Genomic DNA, 19,921 nt, shown 5'->3' on the forward strand with positions numbered 1-19,921 from the left:
TCAGTCAGTGAAGATCGACTTTTTCTGGTTCTCGATGGACGAGGTGAGCCCGCTGATGTCCTTGGGGTTCTTGATGAACTGCTGGATCGCCGGGATGATCACCGTCGAGGCGAAGTCCGGCCGGGTGTCGCGGTCGAGGAACTGGGCGATCTCGGTGGCCGAGCCGACCAGCTCGGCGGCCTTCTTCTGCAAGGCGGTGTAGCCGCTGACGTCGGCGCTGCTGTTGGCGACGAGGGTGGCCGGGTCGTTCTTCACCGTGATGTTCGCGGCGTCCTTGCCGCCCACGTACTCCAGCAGCTTCCTGGCGTTGGCCTCGTTCTTGGGCTTGCGGGCCATCATGTAGCCGTCGATCGGCGCGTCCAGCGCCTTGGCCCCGATCGCCGGGTCGATCTCCGGGAAGGTGAAGAAGTCGAGGTCGCTCTGCTCCTCGTTGCTGAACTGCTGGCCGACGAAGAGGCCGAGCAGGTACATGCCGCTCTTCTTCTGCTGAAGCGACTGCGCCGCCTCCTGCCAGGTGCGGCCGAGGCTGTCCGGCTGGTGCAGGGGGAGCAGACCGGCCCAGGTGTCGAAGACCTTCTTGACCTTGTCGGAGGTCCAGGCCTCCTTGCCGGCCATCAGGTCGATGTGGAACTGGTAGCCGTTGATCCGCAGGTTGAGGATGTCGAAGGTGCCCATCGCCGGCCAGCCGTCCTTGTCGGCGAACGCGATCGGGGTGAGGCCGTCCCTCTTCATCTGCGCGCTGAGCGCGGTGAGCTGGTCCAGGGTCGTGGGCACCTGGTAGCCGTACTGCTGCCACACCGACTTGCGGTAGAACATCGCCCACGGGTAGTACGACGAGGGCACGAAGTACTGCTTGTCGTCGTCCCCCGTGGACGCCTTCTTGAAGGCGTCGGAGAAGCCGGAGAGCTTGCCCCACACGTCGCTGATGTCGCTGGCCAGGCCCTTGGCGGCGAAGAAGCGCATCCGGTATCCGGCGAACCACATGTAGACGTCGTCCGGCTTGCCCTGCAGGTAGTTGTTGATGTTCTCCTGGTACGTGTTGTGGTCGACCGTGTTGATCGCTGGCGTGATGCCGGACGCGGTCTTGAACCCGTCCATGACCTTGGCGGTGACGTCCTTGGGCTTCGGGTCGGACTGGTTCGAGCCGACTGACACGTCCTTCGAGTCCGACCCGGAACCGGAGTCGTCGCCGCAGCCGGCGAGCAGGCCGGTGCCGAGCAGCGCACCGGTGCCGGCAGCGCCGGCCAGCAGTGAGCGTCGGTTGAGGCCGGCGACCGAGGGTGGTACGAGCCGAGCCAGGTACTCGGCTTGGGATTGGGGACGGGACATCTGTGCCTCCTGCGGGTGAAGAGGTGCTACGCCCAAGCGTCATCAGGGTGGTGAAGGCAGAGCGGCCGTCGTGGTCAGCGATCGGGATTCACCGAGAACCCACATTGACGAACACGAACGGCCATTGGGGGCTCAAAGTACCGCTCCGAGGGGCGCTGTCAAGAGGGCGTTCCGCCTCCGCTAACCCAGTTGTGACATGGCTGTTACGAGGTAAACGTTGGAAAAAAATCCATGTTGGAACCTGTTGACTTGCGTGTCCGGGCCGGTGCACCCTCAGCTCTCATGCGGCGATGGCAGGGTGACGGCATCTATTTCGGCGGCGACTACAACCCCGAGCAGTGGCCCCGGCAGACCTGGTCCGAGGACATCGAGCTGATGCGCCGGGCCGGGGTCAACCTGGTCTCGGTCGGCATCTTCTCCTGGGCCCTGCTGGAGCCCACACCGGGCCGGTTCGAGTTCGGATGGTTGGACCGGGTGCTGGACCTGCTGCACGACGGCGGCATCCAGGTCGACCTCGCCACCGCCACCGCCAGCCCACCGCCGTGGCTGGCTCGCGCGCACCCGGAGACGTTGCCCCGCCGCGCCGACGGCGCGATCCTCTGGCCCGGCGGACGACAGGCGTACTGCCCCAGCTCAGCGGTGTTCCGGGAGCGGTCGCTGGAGCTGGTGCGAGCGGTCGCCGGCCGGTACGCCGAGCACCCGGCCGTGGTGATGTGGCACGTCTCCAACGAGTTGGGCTGCCACAACGTGCACTGCTACTGCGACGTCAGCGCCGAGGCGTTCCGCGGCTGGCTGCGGGCGCGCTACGGCGACCTGGACCAGCTCAACGACGCCTGGGGCACCGCGTTCTGGAGCCAGCGCTACGGCGACTGGGCCGAGATCAACCCGCCGCGTACCGCGCCGACCTTCGCCAACCCCACGCAGCAACTCGACTTCCTGCGCTTCTCCTCCGACGAGCAGCGCGCCCAGCTCCGCGCCGAACGGGAGGTGCTGCGGACGTTGGTCCAGCAGCCGGTCACCACCAACTTCATGATCGGCATGGGCGTCAAGCACATGGACTACCACTCGTGGGCCGACGACGTGGACCTCGTCTCCAACGACCACTACCTGACCGCAGCCGACCCGCAGGGACATCTCGGGCTGGCGCTCGCCGCCGACCACACCCGGGGCGTCGCCGGCGGTGACCCGTGGCTGCTCATGGAGCACTCCACCAGCGCGGTCAACTGGCAGCCGCGCAACGTGGCCAAACTTCCCGGACAGCTGCGCCGCAACAGCCTGGCGCACGTCGCCCGGGGCGCGGACGGCGTGCTGTTCTTCCAGTGGCGCGCCTCCCGGGCCGGCGCCGAGAAGTTCCACTCCGCGCTGGTGCCGCACGCCGGGCCGGACACCAAGGTGTTCCGCGAGGTCTGCCAGCTCGGCGCGGACCTGAAGGCGCTGGCCGAGGTGCGCGGCAGTCGGGTGGACGCCGAGGTGGCGGTCCTGTTCGACTGGGACGCGTGGTGGGCGGTCGAGTTGGATTCACACCCCAGCGCCGACGTCACCTACGCCGACCGGCTGGGCGCCCTCCACGGGGCGCTGTGGCGGGCCGGCGTGACCGCCGACATCGTGCACCCGTCGGCGGACCTCAGCGGCTACCGACTGGTCCTGGCACCGACCCTCTACCTGGTGCGGGACGCCGACGTCGAGGCGCTGCACCGCTACGTCGAGGGCGGTGGCACCGCCGCCGTCACCTACTTCAGCGGCATCGTCGACGCGAACGACCACATCCGGCTGGGCGGTTACCCGGGCGCGTTCCGTGAGCTGCTCGGCGTACGGACCGAGGAGTTCTTCCCGCTGCGGGAGGGCGAACAGGTCCGGCTCGACGACGGGAGCACCGCGGACGTGTGGACCGAGTGGCTGCACCCCGAGGGCGCCGAGGTGCTGGCGTCGTACACCGATGGGCCCTTGCCGGGTGTGCCGGCGCTGACCCGCCACCGGGTCGGCGACGGCGCCGCCTGGTATGTCGGCACCCGGCTGGACGAGCCGGCCACCGACCGGTTGGTCGCCCGACTCGTCGACGAGGCAGGTGTCCGCCCGGCCGCGTCGGCGCCGTCCGGTGTGGAGGTTGTCCGTCGACGCGACGGCGACCGGAGCTGGCTGTTCGTCATCAACCACACCGATGCCGAGGTGCGGCTCCCGGTGCGCGGCACGGAGTTGCTGACCGGGGCGCACTGCGCCGGTGAGCTGACCCTGCCGGCCGGTGAGGTGGCGGTCGTCCGGGAGGATCGGGCCGACGACCCGGCCTGACCCCGGCGACAGCCACGGCACGAAGGAGGTTCCCCAGATGCTCGCCCAGCAGCGGCAGACCGCCATCCTCGATCTGATCCGCCAACGCGGCGGCGTGCGGGTCAGCCACCTGGTCAGCCGGTTCGGTGTCTCCGACATGACGATCCGGCGCGACCTGGAGGTGCTGGCCGAGCGCGGTCTGGTGGACAAGGTGCACGGCGGGGCGACGCTCGCCGGGCCGGGTTCGGCCGAGGAGCCAGGCTTCGCGGCGAAGTCGATCCGCCAGCAGGCGGAGAAGCGGGCCATCGCCGAGCGCGCGGCAAGAATGGTGGAGCCGGGGATGGCCATCGCGCTCTCCGCCGGCACCACCACCGCCGCGCTGGCCACCCTGCTCTCCGACGTACGCGGGCTGACCGTGGTGACCAACTCCATCCCGGTGGCCGACGCGCTCTACCAGAACCCGCGCGCGGACCAGACCGTCGTGTTGACCGGTGGCATCCGCACCCCGTCGGACGCGTTGACCGGGCCGGTGGCCGAGGCGGCGATCAGCGCGCTCAACGTCGACCTGCTCTTCCTCGGTGTGCACGGGCTCAGCCCCCGCACCGGACTCACCACGCCGAACCTGCTGGAGGCCGGTGTCAACCGCTGCCTGATCGGCGCGGCGCGTCGGCTCGTGGTGCTCGCCGACCACACCAAGTGGGAGATCATCGGTATCGCCACCATCGCCCCGCTGGAGGCCGCCGACGTGCTGATCACCGACCGTGGCCTGCCGGCGGAGGCGCGTGCCGCGATCGGCGAGCAGGTCGGTGAGCTGGTGATCGTGGAACCCGACTAGGCCGCGCGCAGGCAGGGTCGTCCGGGCATCGGACGTCGCGAGGGGCCCGCGCTTCACAGCCACCTCACAGGGGTGCTGGATAGGGTGCCGTTCGAGTCAACGTCCGACTCCAGCCTGGAGCGGTCGGCGTCGCACAGGAGTTTCGATGGTCTTCAAGAAGATGTTGAGCGCGTTCGGTGTCGGCGGTCCCAGTGTGGACACCGTGCTGACCAACCCCAACACCCGGCCCGGCCTGACCCTCGACGGGCAGGTCAACCTCGTCGGCGGCGACGCCGAGGCAGCCATCGAGCAGGTGGTCATCGGGCTGGTCACCCGGGTCGAGGTCGAAGGACACGACACCGAGTACGCGGGCACGATGGAGTTCCACCGGATGGCGGTCAGCGGAGCGCTCAAGCTCGCCCCGAAGCAGCAGCTCTCCATCCCGTTCCAACTGCCGGTGCCGTGGGAGACCCCGATCACCGATGTGTACGGCCAGCGCCTGCACGGGATGACGATGGGCCTGCGCACCGAGCTGGCGATCGCCCGCGCCGTCGACAAGAGCGACCTGGACCAGGTGGCCGTGCACCCCTTGCCGGTGCACGAGCGGATCCTGGAGGCGTTCCAGCGGCTCGGCTTCCGGTTCAAGCACGCCGACCTGGAGCGGGGCCACATCCGTGGTGTCCAGCAGACGTTGCCGTTCTACCAGGAGATCGAGTTCTTTGCCTCCCCGCAGTACGCGAGCACGATCAGGGAGGCCGAGCTGACCTTCGTGACCAGTCAGCGCGGCGTGGAGGTCATCCTGGAGTGCGACAAGCGCGGCGGTTTCCTCAGCGCCGGGCACGACGCCTTCGGCCGCTACCAGGTGTCGCACACCGACGCCGACCGGGTGGACTGGGCGCAGGTCGTCGACGGCTGGCTGCGCGAGACCACCTCCCGCTACGGCAGCCTCCGCTCCCAGTACGGCCCTAGCCACGGTCACAGCCGGGGGCACGGGATGGGCGGCATGGTGGCCGGTGCGGCCCTCGGCGTCGCGGGCGGCATGATCGCCGGCGAGATGATCGAGGATGCGTTCGAGGGTGACTTCGGCGGCGACTTCGGCGGCGACGAGTAGTCGTCCAGACACGACGATGGCCTCCGGGAAGTACTCCCGGAGGCCATCGTGCGCTGTGCTCGCGCTACCCGCTTAGTGGCGGGCCTTGCGCTCCTCGCTGCTGCGCCAGTTGCTGCCGGCCTTGGCCAGGCCCCGGCTACCGAGGTAGCCGAGCGTCAGCAGGGTGATCAGGAACCAGGCGTTGTCGGCCCGGAAGATGTCCACCCCGGCGGAGTTCTTTCCGACGACCTGCGACGCGCCCAGTACGGCGGCCACCGCGATCAGGTAGATCCAGAACTCGGTGGTCTTGAACGCCTGCTTGGTCTCCGTACCAGGTGCCTGCATGTCGTTGCGACGTCCGTCGCGCATGGCCGGCATCTGCTGGGTGGGCATGTCCCGCATCGAGGCGGGGTTCTGCGGGTCGTTCATCGGCCGGTTCATCGGCCGGGTGGAAGCAGCCTGCGTGCTCATCTGGTCCTCCTCAGGATGCGATGAGTCGTACCTGCATTCCCTCGCCCCGCTACCGCGTTTCGGCCACGGCACGGTTCGCTTTCGTGGCGGGGACAACCCCCGACTACCCGAGGCCCGGGAGCAGGTAACACCGATCGCCGGCCGGAAAATCCGGCCGGCGATCAGGTAGGACGGCGGGTCAGCGCAGGCCGTTGCGGATCGCGACGCTCACCAACAGGTCCGGGTCGTCGGTGATGATGCCGTCGACACCCAGGTCGATCACCCGCTGCATGACCGCGGCGTCATCAACGGTGTACGGGATCACCTTCAGGCCGTCCCGCGTCTGAAGGGTCCGGACGTCCGGTCCGTGGAAGTACGCCGGGTTCTCCCGCAGGTACCAGTCCGCCGAGGCGACAGTGCCCTGCTTGGGGTCGTGCACCTGCCAGTTGGCCGAGACCGTGCCCGCACCGGCGGCCAGGGTCAGCTTGCCCAGGTCCTGGTGCTTCCACCAGTCCAGTCCACCGGTCCACGGGCTCTTCACCGACGGGTTCCCGTACACCGCCTGCAACGAGCACTCGTCGGCGAGGGACGTGCACTCGGCCGGGCCGTACTGCCAGACCAGCGCGACCGTACCGATCCGCCGGTCGAGCTGCCGCGCGTACGTGATGGTGCGCCAGTCGAACGACTGGATGGTGGCCCGGTTGGTGAAGCCGGCGAGCTGGATGGCGTCGACGAGCTTGCGGGTGAAGCTGCGGTACGGCTCGGTGTCGTTCACCACCGGGCTGATCTTCGTTTCGATGTTCATTCCGATGTCGGTGCGACCACTCGCCTTCACCAGGGCGAAGACCTCGTCCAGGGTCGGGATCCGGGCACCCGGTGCGGGCACCTGCGCGGGCAGTTCGGGCAGCGTCCTCGTGCCGCAGTCGACGGTCTTGAGCTGCGCCAGGGTCAGTTCGTGCACCGGCTTGCCGACGTACGGGAATTTCCGGTCTCCCGGGCGCACCGGGGCGGTGTCGACGCAGTGCGACCCGTTGACGGTGCGGTCGTGCAGCACCACGAGCCTGCCGTCGGCGGTCACGCCGGTGTCCAATTCCAGCGTGGAGATGGCCCGGTTGGACAACGCGTTCGAGAAGGCCGGCAGGGTGTTCTCCGGACGGGTGGCCCGACCGCCCCGGTGCGCCTGGATGTCGAACGGCGCCGTGTACGCCTTCGGCAGCCGGTAGCCGCGCTGCGCCAGCAGGCCACGCAACCGGTCCGGGTAGTCGGTGATCATGCCGTCCACGCCGTCGTCGATCAGCTTCGCCATGGTCGGCACGTCGTCGACGGTCCACGGGATCACCTTGATCCCGTAGCGGTGCGCCTGGGCGACCATCTCCCTGGTGACGTACGGCTGGTAGCCGGGGTCGGTGACAGTGCCGTTCTGCGGGAAGCCGTGCACCGGTGAGAAGGCGCTCGCGCCGAAGCTGCGGATCGCCCTGATCGGGTCGCCGCCGAAGTCGTCGATGTCCAGCCCGCCCAGCCACGGCGAGGCGCCCGGCTGTCCGGTCTGGAGGAAGTCGTAGTTGGTCAGGGCGACCAGCGGCAACTTCGGTTCGACCTGGCGCATGCGCATCAACGCGCCCCAGTCGAAGCTCTGGATGGTGACCTGCTTGAGCAGCCCGGCGGCGCGGATCTCGGCTGCGGTGACCCGGACGAACTGGTCGCGGGGCGCGGTCTCGGTCGGCGCGCCCGCCTCCACCTTGGTCTCGACGTTGAGCTTCACGTCCTTCGCCCGATAGCGGTTGACGAGCGCGAAGACCTCACGTAGCAACGGCATCCGGGCACCCGGGACGGCGAGCTGGCCGGGCTTGTCCGGCAGGCTCTTCGAGCCGCAGTCCAGCGAGCGCACCTGGGCCACGGTGAGCGTGTTGACGTACTTCCCGACGTACGGGAACTCCGGGTCGCCGGGCGTCACCGCGGCGGTGTCGACGCACTTGGCGCCACTGATCTTCCGGTCGTGGGTGACGACGGCCTGACCGTCCTCGGTGATCTGCACGTCCAGTTCGAGGGTGGTCACCCCGAGCTGGAGGGCGTTGCCGAAGGAGGCGAGGGTGTTCTCCACCCGCAGCCCGAGGCCGCCCCGGTGGGCCTGCACGTCGAATGTCCGGTCCGGGCGCGGTTTCGCCTGGGCGGGCACCGCGAACCCGGTCGTCACCGTCGCGGCCACCAGGGCCGCGACGGCGGTACGGCGTACTGTGCGCACGCTGTCATCCCCTCTGCCGGCGGGCATCTCCCACCGGTCGCCGGACAGCATGGACATCTCGGACTGCGGGCAGGCGGCCAGTGGACGGCGCGACGGTGAACCGCCGTGGACGACCTCCCGGTCACGCCGGGTTTGGTCGGCGGGTGGCCGGGCAAGCAGTCAGTTCCACAGCTTCTGCGAGGTGATGATCGTGCGTGAGGACGACATGCGGCAGGACGCCGCCCGCCAGGCCGAGGATCGGATCGCCGGAGGCGTGTACGGCAAGGGAGCCGTCGAAGAGGTGACGGTGCCCCGCACCGATGTGCTGAGCGAGATTCAGCGCGACGACCCGCTCGACCCGGCGCACGAACGGATCGATCCGCAGGTGCTGCGCGACGGCGGCCCGGTCGGCGGGCAGGGCGCGGTGACCACCACCGGTGGCACCGCCGGTCCGGCGAGCGTACGCAGGGTGGCCCGGCAGCCGGAGCGACACCCGGGCAAGGTCGCCCCGACCACGACCGGCGACGCCACCACCGGCGGTCTGAGCACCCCGATGGGCGGGAGCACCAGCGACCAGTCCACGTCCGCGACCGGACCCGCCAAGTCCACCCAGGATCACGCCGGCGACTAGAGCGGAACCCCGCCGTGATCATGAGGTTGGCGTGGCTGTCGGAGATCACAGTCCACGCCAACCTCATGATCGACGCAGGGGTTGGCCGGGAGGCCGTGGGGGATCAGCTTGTGGGGCGCAGGATGCCCAGGCGTTGGGTGGCTCGGGTGAGCGCGACGTACAGGTCGCTGCGCCCACGCGGCGACTCGGCCACCATCCGGTCCGGGTCGACGACCAGCACCGAGTCGAACTCCAACCCCTTGGCCTGCGCCACGGTCAGCACCACGACCCGGCTCTCCAGCTCGGGGTGCTCGCCCACGGCGGCCTCCGGCAGGGCTGCGGTCACTGCCGCACCCAACTCACCCACCCGGCCGGCCGGCACCAGCACGCCGAGCCGACCCTCGGTCAACCGGGCCGCCTCGCGGGCGGCTTCGGCGACCAGCTCCGCCGCCAACCGCTCGTCGGGCACCGCGCGGTCCCACGGGGGTACGCCGCTCTCCCGCACCGAACGCGGCGGACGCAGCGCCGGGTCGATCTCCGCCAGCACCTCGGCGGCGACCGCCATGATCTCGGCAGGGGTGCGGTAGCTGACCGTCAACTCGGTCAGCCGCCACCGCTGGGCGACGTACGGGGCGAGGGCGTCCGCCCAGGAGGGCGTGCCGCTGAGCGCGCCGGTCTGTGCGACGTCCCCGACGATCGTCATCGACCGGCTCGGGCAGCGGCGCATCAGCAGCCGCCACGCCATTGGCGAGAGCTCCTGTGCCTCGTCCACGATGACGTGGCCGAACGCCCAGGTCCGGTCGGCGGCGGCCCGCTGCGCGGTGGTGAGGCGGTCGGCCTCCTCCTGCCGCTCCAGCAGCCGGTCCGCGTCGATCAGGTCGGTGACGCCGAGGATCTCACCGCCCTCGGCCTCGTCCTCGACGTCGATTGAGCGGGAACCTCGGGCGATCTCCAGCACGCCCTCGGCGTACTCCCGTTCCATCATCCGGATGCGGTCCCGCCGGGCGGCGGCGGCCCGCTCGTCCTCGCCGAGCAGCTCGGCGGCCTCGTCGAGCAGCGGCACGTCGGCCGGCGTCCACCCACCGGGCTCCCGCCGCAGCAGCTCCCGCTCGTCCTCGGTCAGCATCGGCGTGGCGGCGGCGATGCGCTCCGGGTCGGCGTACAGGTCGGCGAGCAGCCGCTGCGGGGTGAGTACCGGCCACAGCCGGTCCAGGGCTGCCTGGATCTCCGTCTCCTCGCGCAGCTCGCGGCGGATCTCGGCCCGGTCCGCCTCGTCGAGCAGGTTGTCCCCGCCCAGCGGGTCGGCGCCGATCCGCTCGGCCACCTGGTCGGCGATGGCGTGCACGATCTCCACGTCGAACAGCGCGCGGGCCAGGTTGTGCGGGCGGTCGATGCGACGTACCCGGTCCCGGGCGGCCCGCACGATCTCCGGGTCGAGGGTCAGCGTCTCCCGCTCGACCTCGATCTCCAGCGGCTCGTCCGGCACCCACTGCCGGTCCCGCACGGCCAGCGCCAGGACCTCGGCGAGCACCGCCCGGCCCTTCAGCGCCGCGGTCTCGGCCGGTTCGGTCCGTTGGGCGCTCACGCCCGGGAAGAGATCAGCCTGGGTACGCAGCAGCACGCCGGTCTCCGCCAGCGTCGGCAGCACCTGGGAGATGTAGCGCAGGAAGGTCGCGTTCGGGCCGACCAGCAGCACGCCCCGGCTGGAGAGTTCGCGTCGGTGGGTGTAGAGCAGGTAGGCCGCCCGGTGCAACGCGACAGCGGTCTTGCCGGTGCCGGGGCCGCCCTGGACCACCATGACGCCCGGCAGCTCCGCGCGGATGATCTGGTCCTGTTCGGCCTGGATGGTCTCGACGATGTCGCGCATCCGGCCGGTCCGGCCCGCGTTGAGCGCGGCGAGCAGGGACGCCTCGCCGGTCAGCTCCTCGTGGCCGCCGGGTGCGGCGGTGTCGATGTCGAGCACCTCGTCGTTCAGGCCGGTGACCTTGCGCTGCCGGGTGCGCAGGTGCCGGCGCCGGCGTACGCCCTGCGGGTTGGCGGCGGTGGCGAGGTAGAACGGGCGCGCTGCCGGAGCCCGCCAGTCCATCAGCAGCGGGTCGTAGTCACCGCTGGTGTCGAAGATGCCGATCCGGCCGATGTAGCGGCGGGAGTCGTCGTCACCGTCGAGGCGGCCAAAGCAGAGCCCATTCTCCACGGCGGAGAACTGCTCGACCTGATCGGCGTACATCGCTACCGAGCTGTCGCGCTGCGAGCGGTCCTGGAGGGTGCCGCCGGTGTTGCGCAGCTCGGCGGTGAGCCGGTGGGCGGCCTGCTCACGCAGCCCGTCCAGCCGGTCGTAGAGCATCGAGACGTACTCCTGCTCGCGACCGATCTCGTCGTCGAGCGGCAATTCGCCGGAACCGCCGGAGTGCCTTGACAAGCCGTCTCCCTAAAGATTAGAATCCTTTGCAGGAACGGCTTTTAGCCGTTCTTTTTTGTGTCCTCGAACTGTTGAAGATAGCGCGTTGCGTCGGCTCTCACCAAGCCGGACGGGTCGGCGCGCCGGTGATCGCGAGGTGGCGGCGGATGATCCTGCGGACCGGGCAACGGGTGGTCTTCATCGGGGACAGCATCACCGATTGTGGTCGACGCGACGTCGCCGCGCCCTACGGCAGCGGATACGTGAGCCTCGTGCGCGCCTTGGTCGACGCACGGCACCCCGAGTTGGAGTTGGAGTGGGTCAACCGGGGTGTGGGCGGCGACACGGTGCGGGACCTGGCCGCCCGGTGGGACGACGACGCCATCGGCGAGCGCCCCGACTGGCTCGCGGTGCTGATCGGCATCAACGACATCTGGCGGCACTACGGTGACCGGCCGGATGAGGCAGTCGGCATCGAGGAGTACGAGCGCACCCTGCGTGACCTGCTTCGACGGGCGGTTGCCGCCACCGGCTGCCGACTGATCCTCGGTGACCCGTTCTTCATCGAGGCGGACCGGAGCGTCCCGCAACGCGCAGACACGGACCGGTACGCGGCGGTCGTGGCGGGGCTGGCCACCGAGTTCGACGCGGTGCACGTGGCCAACCAGGCGGCGTTCGACCGGGTGCTGGCGGTGAGCCCGTCGACGCGCTGGGCCGACGACCGGGTCCACCCGCACCTGCCCGGCCACGCGGTCCTCGCCGACGCCTACCTCACCGCACTCGGCGTGACCTCCGCCCGCTGACCGGGCGTCCACCGCAGCGAAGCGCCGGGCCGACCGTCAGGTCGACCCGGCGCGAACACCGTGTGGATCAGCCGCGCGCGGCCTGGTAGAGCCGCTCCGGGGTGACGGCTCCGGCGAGCACCCGGCCGTCATCGGTGAGCAGCACGCTGAACAGCTTGCTGCTGAAGAGCCGACCGCTGCCCCAGTCACCGCTGACCGCCGGCAGCCCACCGAGCAGCTTCGACATGTCCACGTCCGGCGAGCCGGCCGGTGGCGTAGCCGGCTTCGCGGAGGTCTTGGGGCCGTCTTCGAGCCCGTCGAGGCGGCCGACCAGCACGGTCGTCCAGCCGGAGCCCACCGTACGCACCTGCGGGTCACCCGAGGGTGCGACGTGGCCAGGCTTGCCGGCACCCGGGCCGGCGGCCGGCCGCTCCGCCTTCTCCTCGGTGACCGTCACACCGGGCGGCGGGTTGAACGTGAACTGGTCGGCGTCCGGGCGGCGGTAGTCGACCTGGGTGAAGGCCATCTCGAACGCCGGCCGGTCGCTGCCCTTCGCGAGCACCTCGAAGCGCAGCGGCACGTGCTGCTTGGCGTCGATGGCGATCCGCACCTGGTGCACCAGTGAGTCCTTGTCGCGCGGCTGGAGCACCAACTCGTAGGCGTCCTGGCCGGCGACCGTGGCCGACCGGCCGACGCTGACCTCGGTGCTCGGGTCGATCGCGCCCAACGCCAGGTCGGCGGCCTGCTGCGGGGTGGCCGGCATGGTCGCCGCCGCGTCGGGGACCGGCTTTCCGGCGTCGCCGCCCAGTGTGAGGTGCTTGGCGGTGTTGCTGCGACTCTGCCAGGTCCAGACGTCCCGGCCGTTGCGGATCACGTCCTGCTCGCCCAGGGTGTCCAACAGCGCGACCCGCTGCTGATCCGGGCCGGAATACCAGACCCGCAGGGTGTGCGTGCCGGTCAGCATGGTGGTCAGCTCGTTGCCGGAGACCAGCCCGACGAGAGGCGGCAGGCCGAGATCGGCGCGCTGCACGACGGTCCCGGACAGCCCTTCCAGCCGGGAGGTCTGCAGATCGACCAGAAGCTGGGCCGCGGTACGCGGTGGCAGGCTCGGCTCCGCCTCGGCGGCGAACGTGCCGATCGCCGCGCCCCCGCCGATGACGGCGACGGCAGCAGTGGCCGGGACCAGCCAACGAAGGACGGGACGGCTTCTCAGAACGGACATGGTGACACCTCCTCCGCACATCCTCCCCCCTGTGCGCTGTGAGTGTGCTGAGGACGGCGGACCAGCACGTTTGACCCGGGTGGCACCCTTGGACCGTGCGCTTGCTGGTGGTGGAGGACGAAGCCCGGTTGGCGGCCGCCCTGCAACGCGGCCTACAGGCGGAGGGGTTCGCGGTGGATGTGGCAGGGACCGGTCCGGCCGGCCTGGACGCGGCCCGCCACGGCGGGTACGACGCGATGATCCTCGACGTGATGCTGCCCGGCCTCTCCGGCTACGAGCTGGTCCGGCGGCTGCGGGCCGAGCAGCACTGGTTGCCGGTGCTGATGCTCTCCGCCAAGGACGGCGAGTACGACCAGGCCGACGGCCTCGACTGCGGGGCCGACGACTATCTGACCAAACCCTTCTCGTACGTGGTGCTGCTGGCCCGGTTGCGGGCGCTGCTGCGCCGTGGCGCGCCGGAACGCCCGGCGGTGCTGGCGGTCGGTGACCTGCGACTGGATCCGGCCCGCCGACGGGTGACCCGGGCCGACGACGAGGTGACCCTGACCGCGCGGGAGTTCGCGCTGCTGGACTACCTGATGCGCCGGCCCGGCCAGGTCGTCTCCAAGACCGAGCTGCTGGACCACGTCTGGGACGCGAGCGTGGAGACCGCGCCGAACGCCGTCGAGGTGTATGTCGGTTACCTGCGCCGCAAGCTCGGCCGCGACCGGCTGGAGACGGTCCGGGGCGCCGGTTACCGGCTGGCGACGTGACCAGCGACGCCCCGGTGGGTGCCCGCCGGGGGTGGCTCGGTTGGATGCCGGTGCTCGGGCTGCGGGGGCGGCTCATGGCGCTCGGAGTCTTCGGCCTCACCATCGGGCTCGCCCTGGGCGGGGTGGTGCTGCTCGGCGCGCTCGGCTTCGTGCTCCAGCGGACGGTCGACACCGAGGCGTTCCGGACCGCCGACGCGGTCGCCCTGCTCGCCGCCGAGGACGCGCTGCCCGACCCGCTGCCGGTGGCCGGTGGCCAGGTGCGCGTCCAGGTCGTCGACGCGCAGGGGCGGATCAGGGCCGCCTCGATCGACGCCGACCGGCTGGTGCCGATGGTCCGCCCGGAGCGGCTGGACCGGGACCGCCGCCAGCGCCTGGACGTGCCGGCCGAGCGGGTCGGGCTCGCCGGTCCGGTCCGGGTGGTCACCGTTCCCGCCGGCACCGCGGCCGACCCGCTCACCGTGCTGGTCGCCCGCTCGATGGCCGACGTGCGGCACAGCGCGCACGTCGTCCGGACCATCCTGCTGGTGGCGTTCCCCCTGTTGGTGGCCGTGCTGGCCGCCGTGGCGTGGCGGGTGGTGGGCGCGACCCTGCGCCCGGTCGAGGCGCTCCGCCGAGGCGCCGAGGAGATCACCGGGCGGGCCGGCGCCGGCCGGTTGCCGGTGCCCGCGTCGGCCGACGAGATCCACCGGTTGGCGGTCACCCTCAACGGCATGCTGGACCGGCTGGAATCGGCCCGGATCCGCCAGCGGGCGTTCGTCTCCGACGCCGCACACGAGCTGCGCAGTCCGTTGACCAACATCCGGACCGAGCTGGAGGTGGCCCAGCGTCTCGCCGACCGGACGGACTGGACGGCCGTCACCACCAACCTGCTCACCGACACCGAGCGACTGAGCCGGCTGGTCGACGACCTCCTGCTGCTGGCCCGCCTGGACGAAGCGCCACCGACCCGGGGCGTCGGCCCGGTGGAGTTGGGCGCGCTGCTGGCCGAGGTCGCCGCCCGTTACCCGTCGCCGCCGGTTCGGTTGACGCCGCCGCCGGGCCCGCTCTGGACGACCGGCAACGCCGACGAGTTGCGGCGCGTGCTGGCCAACCTGGTCGACAACGCGGTCCGGCACGCGTACGGCAGTGTGGTGCTCGCCGCCGAGGCGGCGTCGACGGACGGGCGTGGCTCCGGGGCGTACCACCTGGTGACGGTGACCGACGACGGCCCGGGGATCCCGGTCGCGGACCGGGAGCGGGTCTTTGATCGGTTTACCCGGCTGGATGACGGACGGGCCCGCGACGACGGGGGCGCCGGCCTGGGGCTGGCCATCGTCCGGGAGTTGGTGCGACGTGCGGGCGGCAGCATCAGCCTGACCGACGCGCCGGAGCAGTGCGGGCTGCGAGTGTGTCTGCTGCTGCCGGCGTTTCCGGGCGAGGACGGCCCTGGGCCACAGATTGACGGTCCGTGACGGCGAGCCTGCCCCCACCCACCCACAGATCACCCCTTTGCTCTGCACCCGCGGATGCGACAGCTACGTAGCGTGATACTTCGCCGATGCCTGTCGAAGCGGCTGCCGCGACGTCTCCGCTGCTCGTCCGCGGTGGTGCATCGAGGTAAGCAGAGCAAAGGCGAGGTGGGATGTGTGGCTGGGCGCGCCGGAGGTAACGCAATGTCACGGCAGGCTTGTCAGTGGGCAAGCCACGGTGAGTGAGGTCGGCAGGGCGGGGCCGGCGGGGCTTGGCCGGCGCGGGTGTGGTCGGCTGGGCGTGCCGGGCGGGTCAGCGGCGGCGGGTGCAGACCTGCTCTGAGCTGGCGACGGTGTCGGTGGACCAGACGACGGCGACCGTGAAGCACCAGTCGTTGGTGCGGTTGAGCGCGTAGATGACGTAGCTGGTGGTGCCGGCGGGCAGGGTCGCGAAGACGTTGCGGTCCTGGCCGGTCCGGCCACCCGCGATGACCACCGGGCCCTCGCTGCCGGCAGGGTAGGTCCAGTTCAGCGCGATGCTGTCCCGGCTGTCGCGCAGCGTCACCGCGCCGGGCGGGCTGCCGGGCGGTGCCGCGGGGCCAGCCGACGGCGGCGGGGTGCCGGTGGAGGCGGGCGCGGTGCTGGCCGGTGAGGCGGTGCTGGCCTGTGAGGTGGCGCTGGGGGAGCCGCTCGCCGGGGGCGGGGCCGGCTCGTCGTCGCCGTCGACCTGGGCCACCCCGGCGATCACGGCGGCGGCGCCGAGCAGGACCACGACCACGCCAGCCACCAGCACCGGCACCAGCCGCTTGCGCTGCGCCGACGGCACCCGGTGCACGGGCACCGGCAGCAGCCGGGACGGTGTGTACGGCTCAAGTGGCGCGTACGGGTCGGACGGCTCGTACGGGTCGGACGGCGGGTGCGCGTCGGCCCGGCGCAGCCTGTACACCCCGGACTGCTCCTCCGTGCCGCCGGCCAGCCCGACCACGGACGGGGGCACCGGGGTGTCGGTGGTGTACGACGAGGATTCGCCCGTCGGCTCGGGTGGCCATCTGGTGCCCGCCGGCCCGACCGGTTCGTCGGCAGGCACCCGGGGGTTCGGAACGGATCCGCCGCCCGCCGCCCCGGTGTGGTGCGGGGGAGGCGCGGGCGGGTCGTAGTCGGAGTCGCCCGGGTCGTCGCGGTGCGGAGGGACACGAGCTGCCGGCACCACCGGGGTGTCCCGGGCCGTGGGCGGGGCCTCGGCGCAGGCATGGTCGGGGTTGGCCGCCGCCCGGGCCAGCGTCGCCACCTGTGCCGCCAGCGGGTCGTCGGCGGGCAGGTGCTGCCGGCACAGCTCGCGGGCCAGCGCCAGGTTGTCGTGCGCCTCGGCGAACTGCCCGCAGTCCCGCTGCATCGCCCCGAGCCGCGCCAGCATCTTGATGCCGCTGGGGTGCCCGTCGCCGTACACCTCGCGGTGCAGCTCCCAGGCATCCTGGAGCCGGTCACGGGCCACCGTGCACTGCCCGCGGGCGTACTCGACGGTGGCCAGGTCGGCGTGCGCCGCGAGCACCCGCAGCGACTCCGGACCGTCCTGTGCGGTCAGCTCGATGATGACTTCCTGGTAGAGCCGGGCGGCCCTCGAATGGCTGCCGACCCGGTGCAGCACTGCGGCCAGGGTCGCCGCGGCGGCCACGGTGCGCGGGTCGGAGCGGCCGTGCAGTCGGGTGGTGGCCGCGTACGCGAACGCGGCCCACCCCCGGGCCGAGTGCGGCTCACCGAGAGCCACCAGCACCCGCGCCTGGAGGCTGGCCGCCTCGGCCAGCTCGCCGGTGGCGTTGGCCGGGCGGGGGTCGGCGTCGGTGAGCGCGTCGGAGAGCAACTGCTGCGCGCCGGCCAGATCACCGGCCGACACGAGGTGGTGCGCCTGATCAGTCAGTTCGCCGAAGCCGGAAGACACGCCCCATCGTGCTCATCCGACGACGGTAAGTACAAGACCCGCGCCGGTGTCGATTGGTCAGGATCCGGTCAGGTGCTCGGCCAACGTCTCGCTGATCCGGCGCAGCTGGTCGACCTGGGCGGGGCTCAACGCGTCGAACAGGTGCCGTCGTACCCCCTCGACGTGGCCGGGCGCGGCGGCCGCGAGGGTGGCGAAACCCTCGTCGGTGAGCACCGCGATCTGCCCTCGTCGGTCGGTGGGGCACTCCTCGCGGCGCACCCAGCCGGCGGCCTCCAGCCGGGCCACGGCGTGCGACAGCCGGCTGCGCGACGAGCCGGCGGCCTGGGCCAGCTCGCTCATCCGCAGTTGGCGGCCGGGTGCCTCGGAGAGTTGGACCAGGATCTCGTAGTACGCGTGCGGCATGCCCGCCTCGCGTTGCAGCTCGCGGTCGAGCGTGTCCATCAGCACCCGGGAGGCGGTGAGGTACGCGCGCCAGGTGCGTTGCTCGTCGGGGTCCAGCCAGCGGGTCATGACAGCCATCATATCCCCTGTAGTTGAACGTTCAACCAAACCGCGCTAGTCTCGGGTCATGGGTATCCACCGGCTCAACCACGCGGTCCTCTACGTCAGTGACCTCGCCCGCAGTGTCGCGTTCTACAGCGACGTGCTGGGCTTCCGCCCGGTGGCGATGACCCCGGACGGCTTCCGGGGTGCCACCTTCCTCCAGGCCCCCGACTCCACCAACGACCACGACCTCGGCCTGTTCGAGATCGGTGCCACCGCCGGGCGGTCAACCGCCGGTCGGGCCACCGTCGGCCTCTACCACCTCGCCTGGGAGGTGGACACTCTCGACGAGTTGGCCGCCACCGCCGAGCGACTCGCCGCCGCCGGCGCGCTGGCCGGCACCTCCGACCACGGCACGACCAAGAGCCTCTACGGCAAGGACCCGGACGGTCTGGAGTTCGAGATCGTCTGGCTGATCCCCGCCGACCTGCTCGACGACAGCGCGCTGGCCGCCCGCAAGCAGATCGGTCGGCTCGACCTGGACGCCGAGCGGCAGCGCTACGGCGGGCAGACCAGGGGCGGAGTGGGGATCTCCGTCCCGGCCTGATCGGTCGTACGGTAGAACGGACCGATGCCGACCGACCGGACCACTGATTTCCTCCGCGAGCTGCTGGTCCGCCAGTTGACGACCTGGCTGCCCGCGGCCCTGCACCGTTCCCGGCGGGCCACCGTCGCACTCGCGGGCACGACCGCGGGCAGCGCGGAGGCCGCGCTGCGCCTGGTCGCCGCGCACGGCGACCAGGTGCGCGGCCGGCAGGTGACGGTGCTGGTGCTGGCCGACGGCGCCGCCGACCTGCCGGCCCGACTCGGCCCGATCGAGGCGGAGCTGCCCGCCGAGGTCACCGTGCACCTGCTGCCCGGTGACCCATACCGGCTTCCGGTCGCCGTGAAGGCCGCCGGGGCCGCTGGCGCCCCGCTGTTCTCCTTCGTGGACCTGCCCGGCGCCGTGACGCCGAAACTGCTCACCGCCGCGACCAACGGTCGCACCGGAGAGTTGCTGCTGCACACCGGCGACAGCGCCCGTGACGCGCTCGTCTCCGCCGGCTTCCCCCTGGTCGCCGAGGTGGCGCCGGTGCTGCCGGACGGCGACGGGGCCGGCGTGATCGCATTCGGCAGCCGATCCGACCGGAGCCTGGAGGCGGTCCGCGACGCGCTCTGGGCGATCGGCGCGGATCTCGACGTGCGTTACCGCGACCCGGCCGACCCGATGGGCGCGACTGTCGACGTGGCCGGCGATCCCGACCTCGAACCACTGATCCGCGAGCTGCTGGCCGAGCTGCGTGAGGGCGGGTCGCGGCCGGTCACCGAACTGCGCCGGCACACCCTCACCGCGACCGTCTACCGTGCCGCCGACGCCAACCGGGCGCTCGCCGACCTGCTCGACGCGGGTGAGGTGCGGCGCGACCGCGACGCTGGCCGGCTGGCCGGCGACGAGATCATCGCCCTGGCGCGCTGAGCATCCCGCACCCCCACAGACGCCGAGCGGGGTGCCGGTGAATCACCGGCACCCCGCTCGACTCCCGGGATGATTACGACCGGGACTTGTCCTGCTTCCAAGACAGCGGACCCGGCAGGTCGACCCGGTGCGCCTTGGCCTTCGAGTTCCAGGACCAGCGACCGATCTTGATGCTCCACGAGGAGAAGCCGTTCTCGGTGAAGTTCAGGATGATCGGACCGTACTTCTTGCGCTTGCGAAACATGAGGCCCATCGGAGGTCTCCCCTCGTCACCGTTCCCTGCCGTGTCGAGATCGAACATGCCCGAACCGACAACTTTTGAAACCCTCTCAATGTCCGTCCTGGACAGTGCTCAGCCGCGTACCCGAATCTCTATCCAACAGATAGGTGTTGCGGCACGGTAAACGCTGCTGAGGGCACTCCGTAACATCGGCAGCGGCGAAAGTCTCATCTGCTGGAAGACCGTTGACCGCTCGATCCCGTGCCCGGCAACATGAGGTCATGTCGCAGCGGGATGAGCTTCTCCTCACCGCTCGTGTGCACGTCGACCTGGTCCGGCACGCGAGCGCGCTCTGTTGAGCTGACCGGTTCGTCCGGCTCGGCTC

General features: G+C 71.2%; 18 protein-coding genes. 10 read left to right on the plus strand and 8 right to left on the minus strand.

Features of this window, described 5'->3' with window-relative positions; translation table 11 throughout:
• Positions 1 to 1,329, minus strand: coding sequence for an ABC transporter substrate-binding protein (locus GA0070619_RS04700; protein WP_088946925.1), 1,329 nt, complete (start codon positions 1,327 to 1,329; stop codon positions 1 to 3).
• A gap of 282 nt (positions 1,330 to 1,611) precedes the next feature.
• Between GA0070619_RS04700 and GA0070619_RS04705 the strand changes: the two genes are divergently transcribed.
• The 3 genes from GA0070619_RS04705 to GA0070619_RS04715 all read left to right on the plus strand — a co-directional run bounded on the left by GA0070619_RS04705 (position 1,612) and on the right by GA0070619_RS04715 (position 5,519).
• Positions 1,612 to 3,615, plus strand: a complete 2,004-nt coding sequence (locus tag GA0070619_RS04705) for a beta-galactosidase (RefSeq protein WP_088946926.1) — start codon at positions 1,612 to 1,614, stop codon at positions 3,613 to 3,615.
• 37 nt (positions 3,616 to 3,652) lie between these two features.
• A complete protein-coding gene (locus GA0070619_RS04710; RefSeq protein WP_088946927.1) occupies positions 3,653 to 4,429 on the plus strand; it encodes a DeoR/GlpR family DNA-binding transcription regulator in 777 nt (258 codons plus the stop codon).
• Between the two features lie 145 nt (positions 4,430 to 4,574).
• Positions 4,575 to 5,519, plus strand: coding sequence for a sporulation protein (locus GA0070619_RS04715; RefSeq protein ID WP_088946928.1), 945 nt, complete (start codon positions 4,575 to 4,577; stop codon positions 5,517 to 5,519).
• A gap of 72 nt (positions 5,520 to 5,591) precedes the next feature.
• Here the strand turns inward: GA0070619_RS04715 and GA0070619_RS04720 are convergent, their stop codons facing one another.
• Positions 5,592 to 5,969, minus strand: a complete 378-nt coding sequence (locus GA0070619_RS04720) for a hypothetical protein (protein ID WP_088946929.1) — start codon at positions 5,967 to 5,969, stop codon at positions 5,592 to 5,594.
• 178 nt (positions 5,970 to 6,147) lie between these two features.
• A complete protein-coding gene (locus GA0070619_RS33265) occupies positions 6,148 to 8,190 on the minus strand; it encodes a glycerophosphodiester phosphodiesterase family protein (RefSeq protein ID WP_231927265.1) in 2,043 nt (680 codons plus the stop codon).
• A gap of 190 nt (positions 8,191 to 8,380) precedes the next feature.
• Between GA0070619_RS33265 and GA0070619_RS04730 the strand changes: the two genes are divergently transcribed.
• Entirely contained in the window at positions 8,381 to 8,800 is a 420-nt protein-coding gene (locus GA0070619_RS04730) for a hypothetical protein (protein WP_088951551.1), read from the plus strand.
• A 103-nt stretch (positions 8,801 to 8,903) separates the two neighbouring features.
• On the opposite strand, the gene GA0070619_RS04735 is transcribed toward GA0070619_RS04730, so the two are convergent.
• Positions 8,904 to 11,198: a HelD family protein gene (locus GA0070619_RS04735; RefSeq protein WP_088946931.1), complete on the minus strand. Its 2,295-nt coding sequence runs from the start codon at positions 11,196 to 11,198 to the stop codon at positions 8,904 to 8,906.
• A 146-nt stretch (positions 11,199 to 11,344) separates the two neighbouring features.
• Between GA0070619_RS04735 and GA0070619_RS04740 the strand changes: the two genes are divergently transcribed.
• Positions 11,345 to 11,980 (plus strand): SGNH/GDSL hydrolase family protein, encoded by a 636-nt coding sequence (locus tag GA0070619_RS04740; protein WP_088946932.1) that lies wholly within the window; start codon positions 11,345 to 11,347, stop codon positions 11,978 to 11,980.
• 67 nt (positions 11,981 to 12,047) lie between these two features.
• On the opposite strand, the gene GA0070619_RS04745 is transcribed toward GA0070619_RS04740, so the two are convergent.
• On the minus strand, positions 12,048 to 13,181 hold the full coding sequence (locus tag GA0070619_RS04745) for a LolA family protein (RefSeq protein ID WP_088946933.1): 1,134 nt from the start codon (positions 13,179 to 13,181) through the stop codon (positions 12,048 to 12,050).
• Positions 13,182 to 13,276: 95 nt separating this feature from the next.
• On the opposite strand from GA0070619_RS04745, the gene GA0070619_RS04750 reads away from it, so the two are divergent.
• Both GA0070619_RS04750 and GA0070619_RS04755 read left to right on the plus strand, forming a co-directional pair.
• Positions 13,277 to 13,933 (plus strand): response regulator transcription factor, encoded by a 657-nt coding sequence (locus GA0070619_RS04750; RefSeq protein WP_088946934.1) that lies wholly within the window; start codon positions 13,277 to 13,279, stop codon positions 13,931 to 13,933.
• A 74-nt stretch (positions 13,934 to 14,007) separates the two neighbouring features.
• Positions 14,008 to 15,384, plus strand: coding sequence for a sensor histidine kinase (locus GA0070619_RS04755; RefSeq protein ID WP_088951552.1), 1,377 nt, complete (start codon positions 14,008 to 14,010; stop codon positions 15,382 to 15,384).
• Between the two features lie 310 nt (positions 15,385 to 15,694).
• On the opposite strand, the gene GA0070619_RS04760 is transcribed toward GA0070619_RS04755, so the two are convergent.
• Together GA0070619_RS04760 and GA0070619_RS04765 are read right to left on the minus strand one after the other, a co-directional pair.
• Complete coding sequence (locus GA0070619_RS04760; protein WP_088946935.1) at positions 15,695 to 17,317, minus strand: tetratricopeptide repeat protein; 1,623 nt, start codon at positions 17,315 to 17,317, stop codon at positions 15,695 to 15,697.
• A 57-nt stretch (positions 17,318 to 17,374) separates the two neighbouring features.
• Positions 17,375 to 17,836, minus strand: a complete 462-nt coding sequence (locus GA0070619_RS04765; protein WP_088951553.1) for a MarR family winged helix-turn-helix transcriptional regulator — start codon at positions 17,834 to 17,836, stop codon at positions 17,375 to 17,377.
• Between the two features lie 49 nt (positions 17,837 to 17,885).
• Here GA0070619_RS04765 and GA0070619_RS04770 point away from each other — a divergent pair, with 49 nt between their 5' ends.
• Together GA0070619_RS04770 and GA0070619_RS04775 are read left to right on the plus strand one after the other, a co-directional pair.
• Entirely contained in the window at positions 17,886 to 18,407 is a 522-nt protein-coding gene (locus tag GA0070619_RS04770) for a VOC family protein (RefSeq protein ID WP_088946936.1), read from the plus strand.
• A gap of 24 nt (positions 18,408 to 18,431) precedes the next feature.
• Complete coding sequence (locus GA0070619_RS04775) at positions 18,432 to 19,316, plus strand: hypothetical protein (protein ID WP_088946937.1); 885 nt, start codon at positions 18,432 to 18,434, stop codon at positions 19,314 to 19,316.
• 73 nt (positions 19,317 to 19,389) lie between these two features.
• Here GA0070619_RS04775 and GA0070619_RS04780 read toward each other — a convergent pair whose 3' ends face one another.
• Positions 19,390 to 19,569, minus strand: a complete 180-nt coding sequence (locus tag GA0070619_RS04780) for a DUF4236 domain-containing protein (RefSeq protein ID WP_053653605.1) — start codon at positions 19,567 to 19,569, stop codon at positions 19,390 to 19,392.
• 248 nt (positions 19,570 to 19,817) lie between these two features.
• Here GA0070619_RS04780 and GA0070619_RS34020 point away from each other — a divergent pair, with 248 nt between their 5' ends.
• Positions 19,818 to 19,895 (plus strand): putative leader peptide, encoded by a 78-nt coding sequence (locus tag GA0070619_RS34020; RefSeq protein ID WP_349881247.1) that lies wholly within the window; start codon positions 19,818 to 19,820, stop codon positions 19,893 to 19,895.
• Positions 19,896 to 19,921 lie beyond the last annotated feature (26 nt).

This window comes from Micromonospora zamorensis (assembly GCF_900090275.1).
In the GTDB taxonomy this organism is placed as follows: domain Bacteria; phylum Actinomycetota; class Actinomycetes; order Mycobacteriales; family Micromonosporaceae; genus Micromonospora; species Micromonospora zamorensis.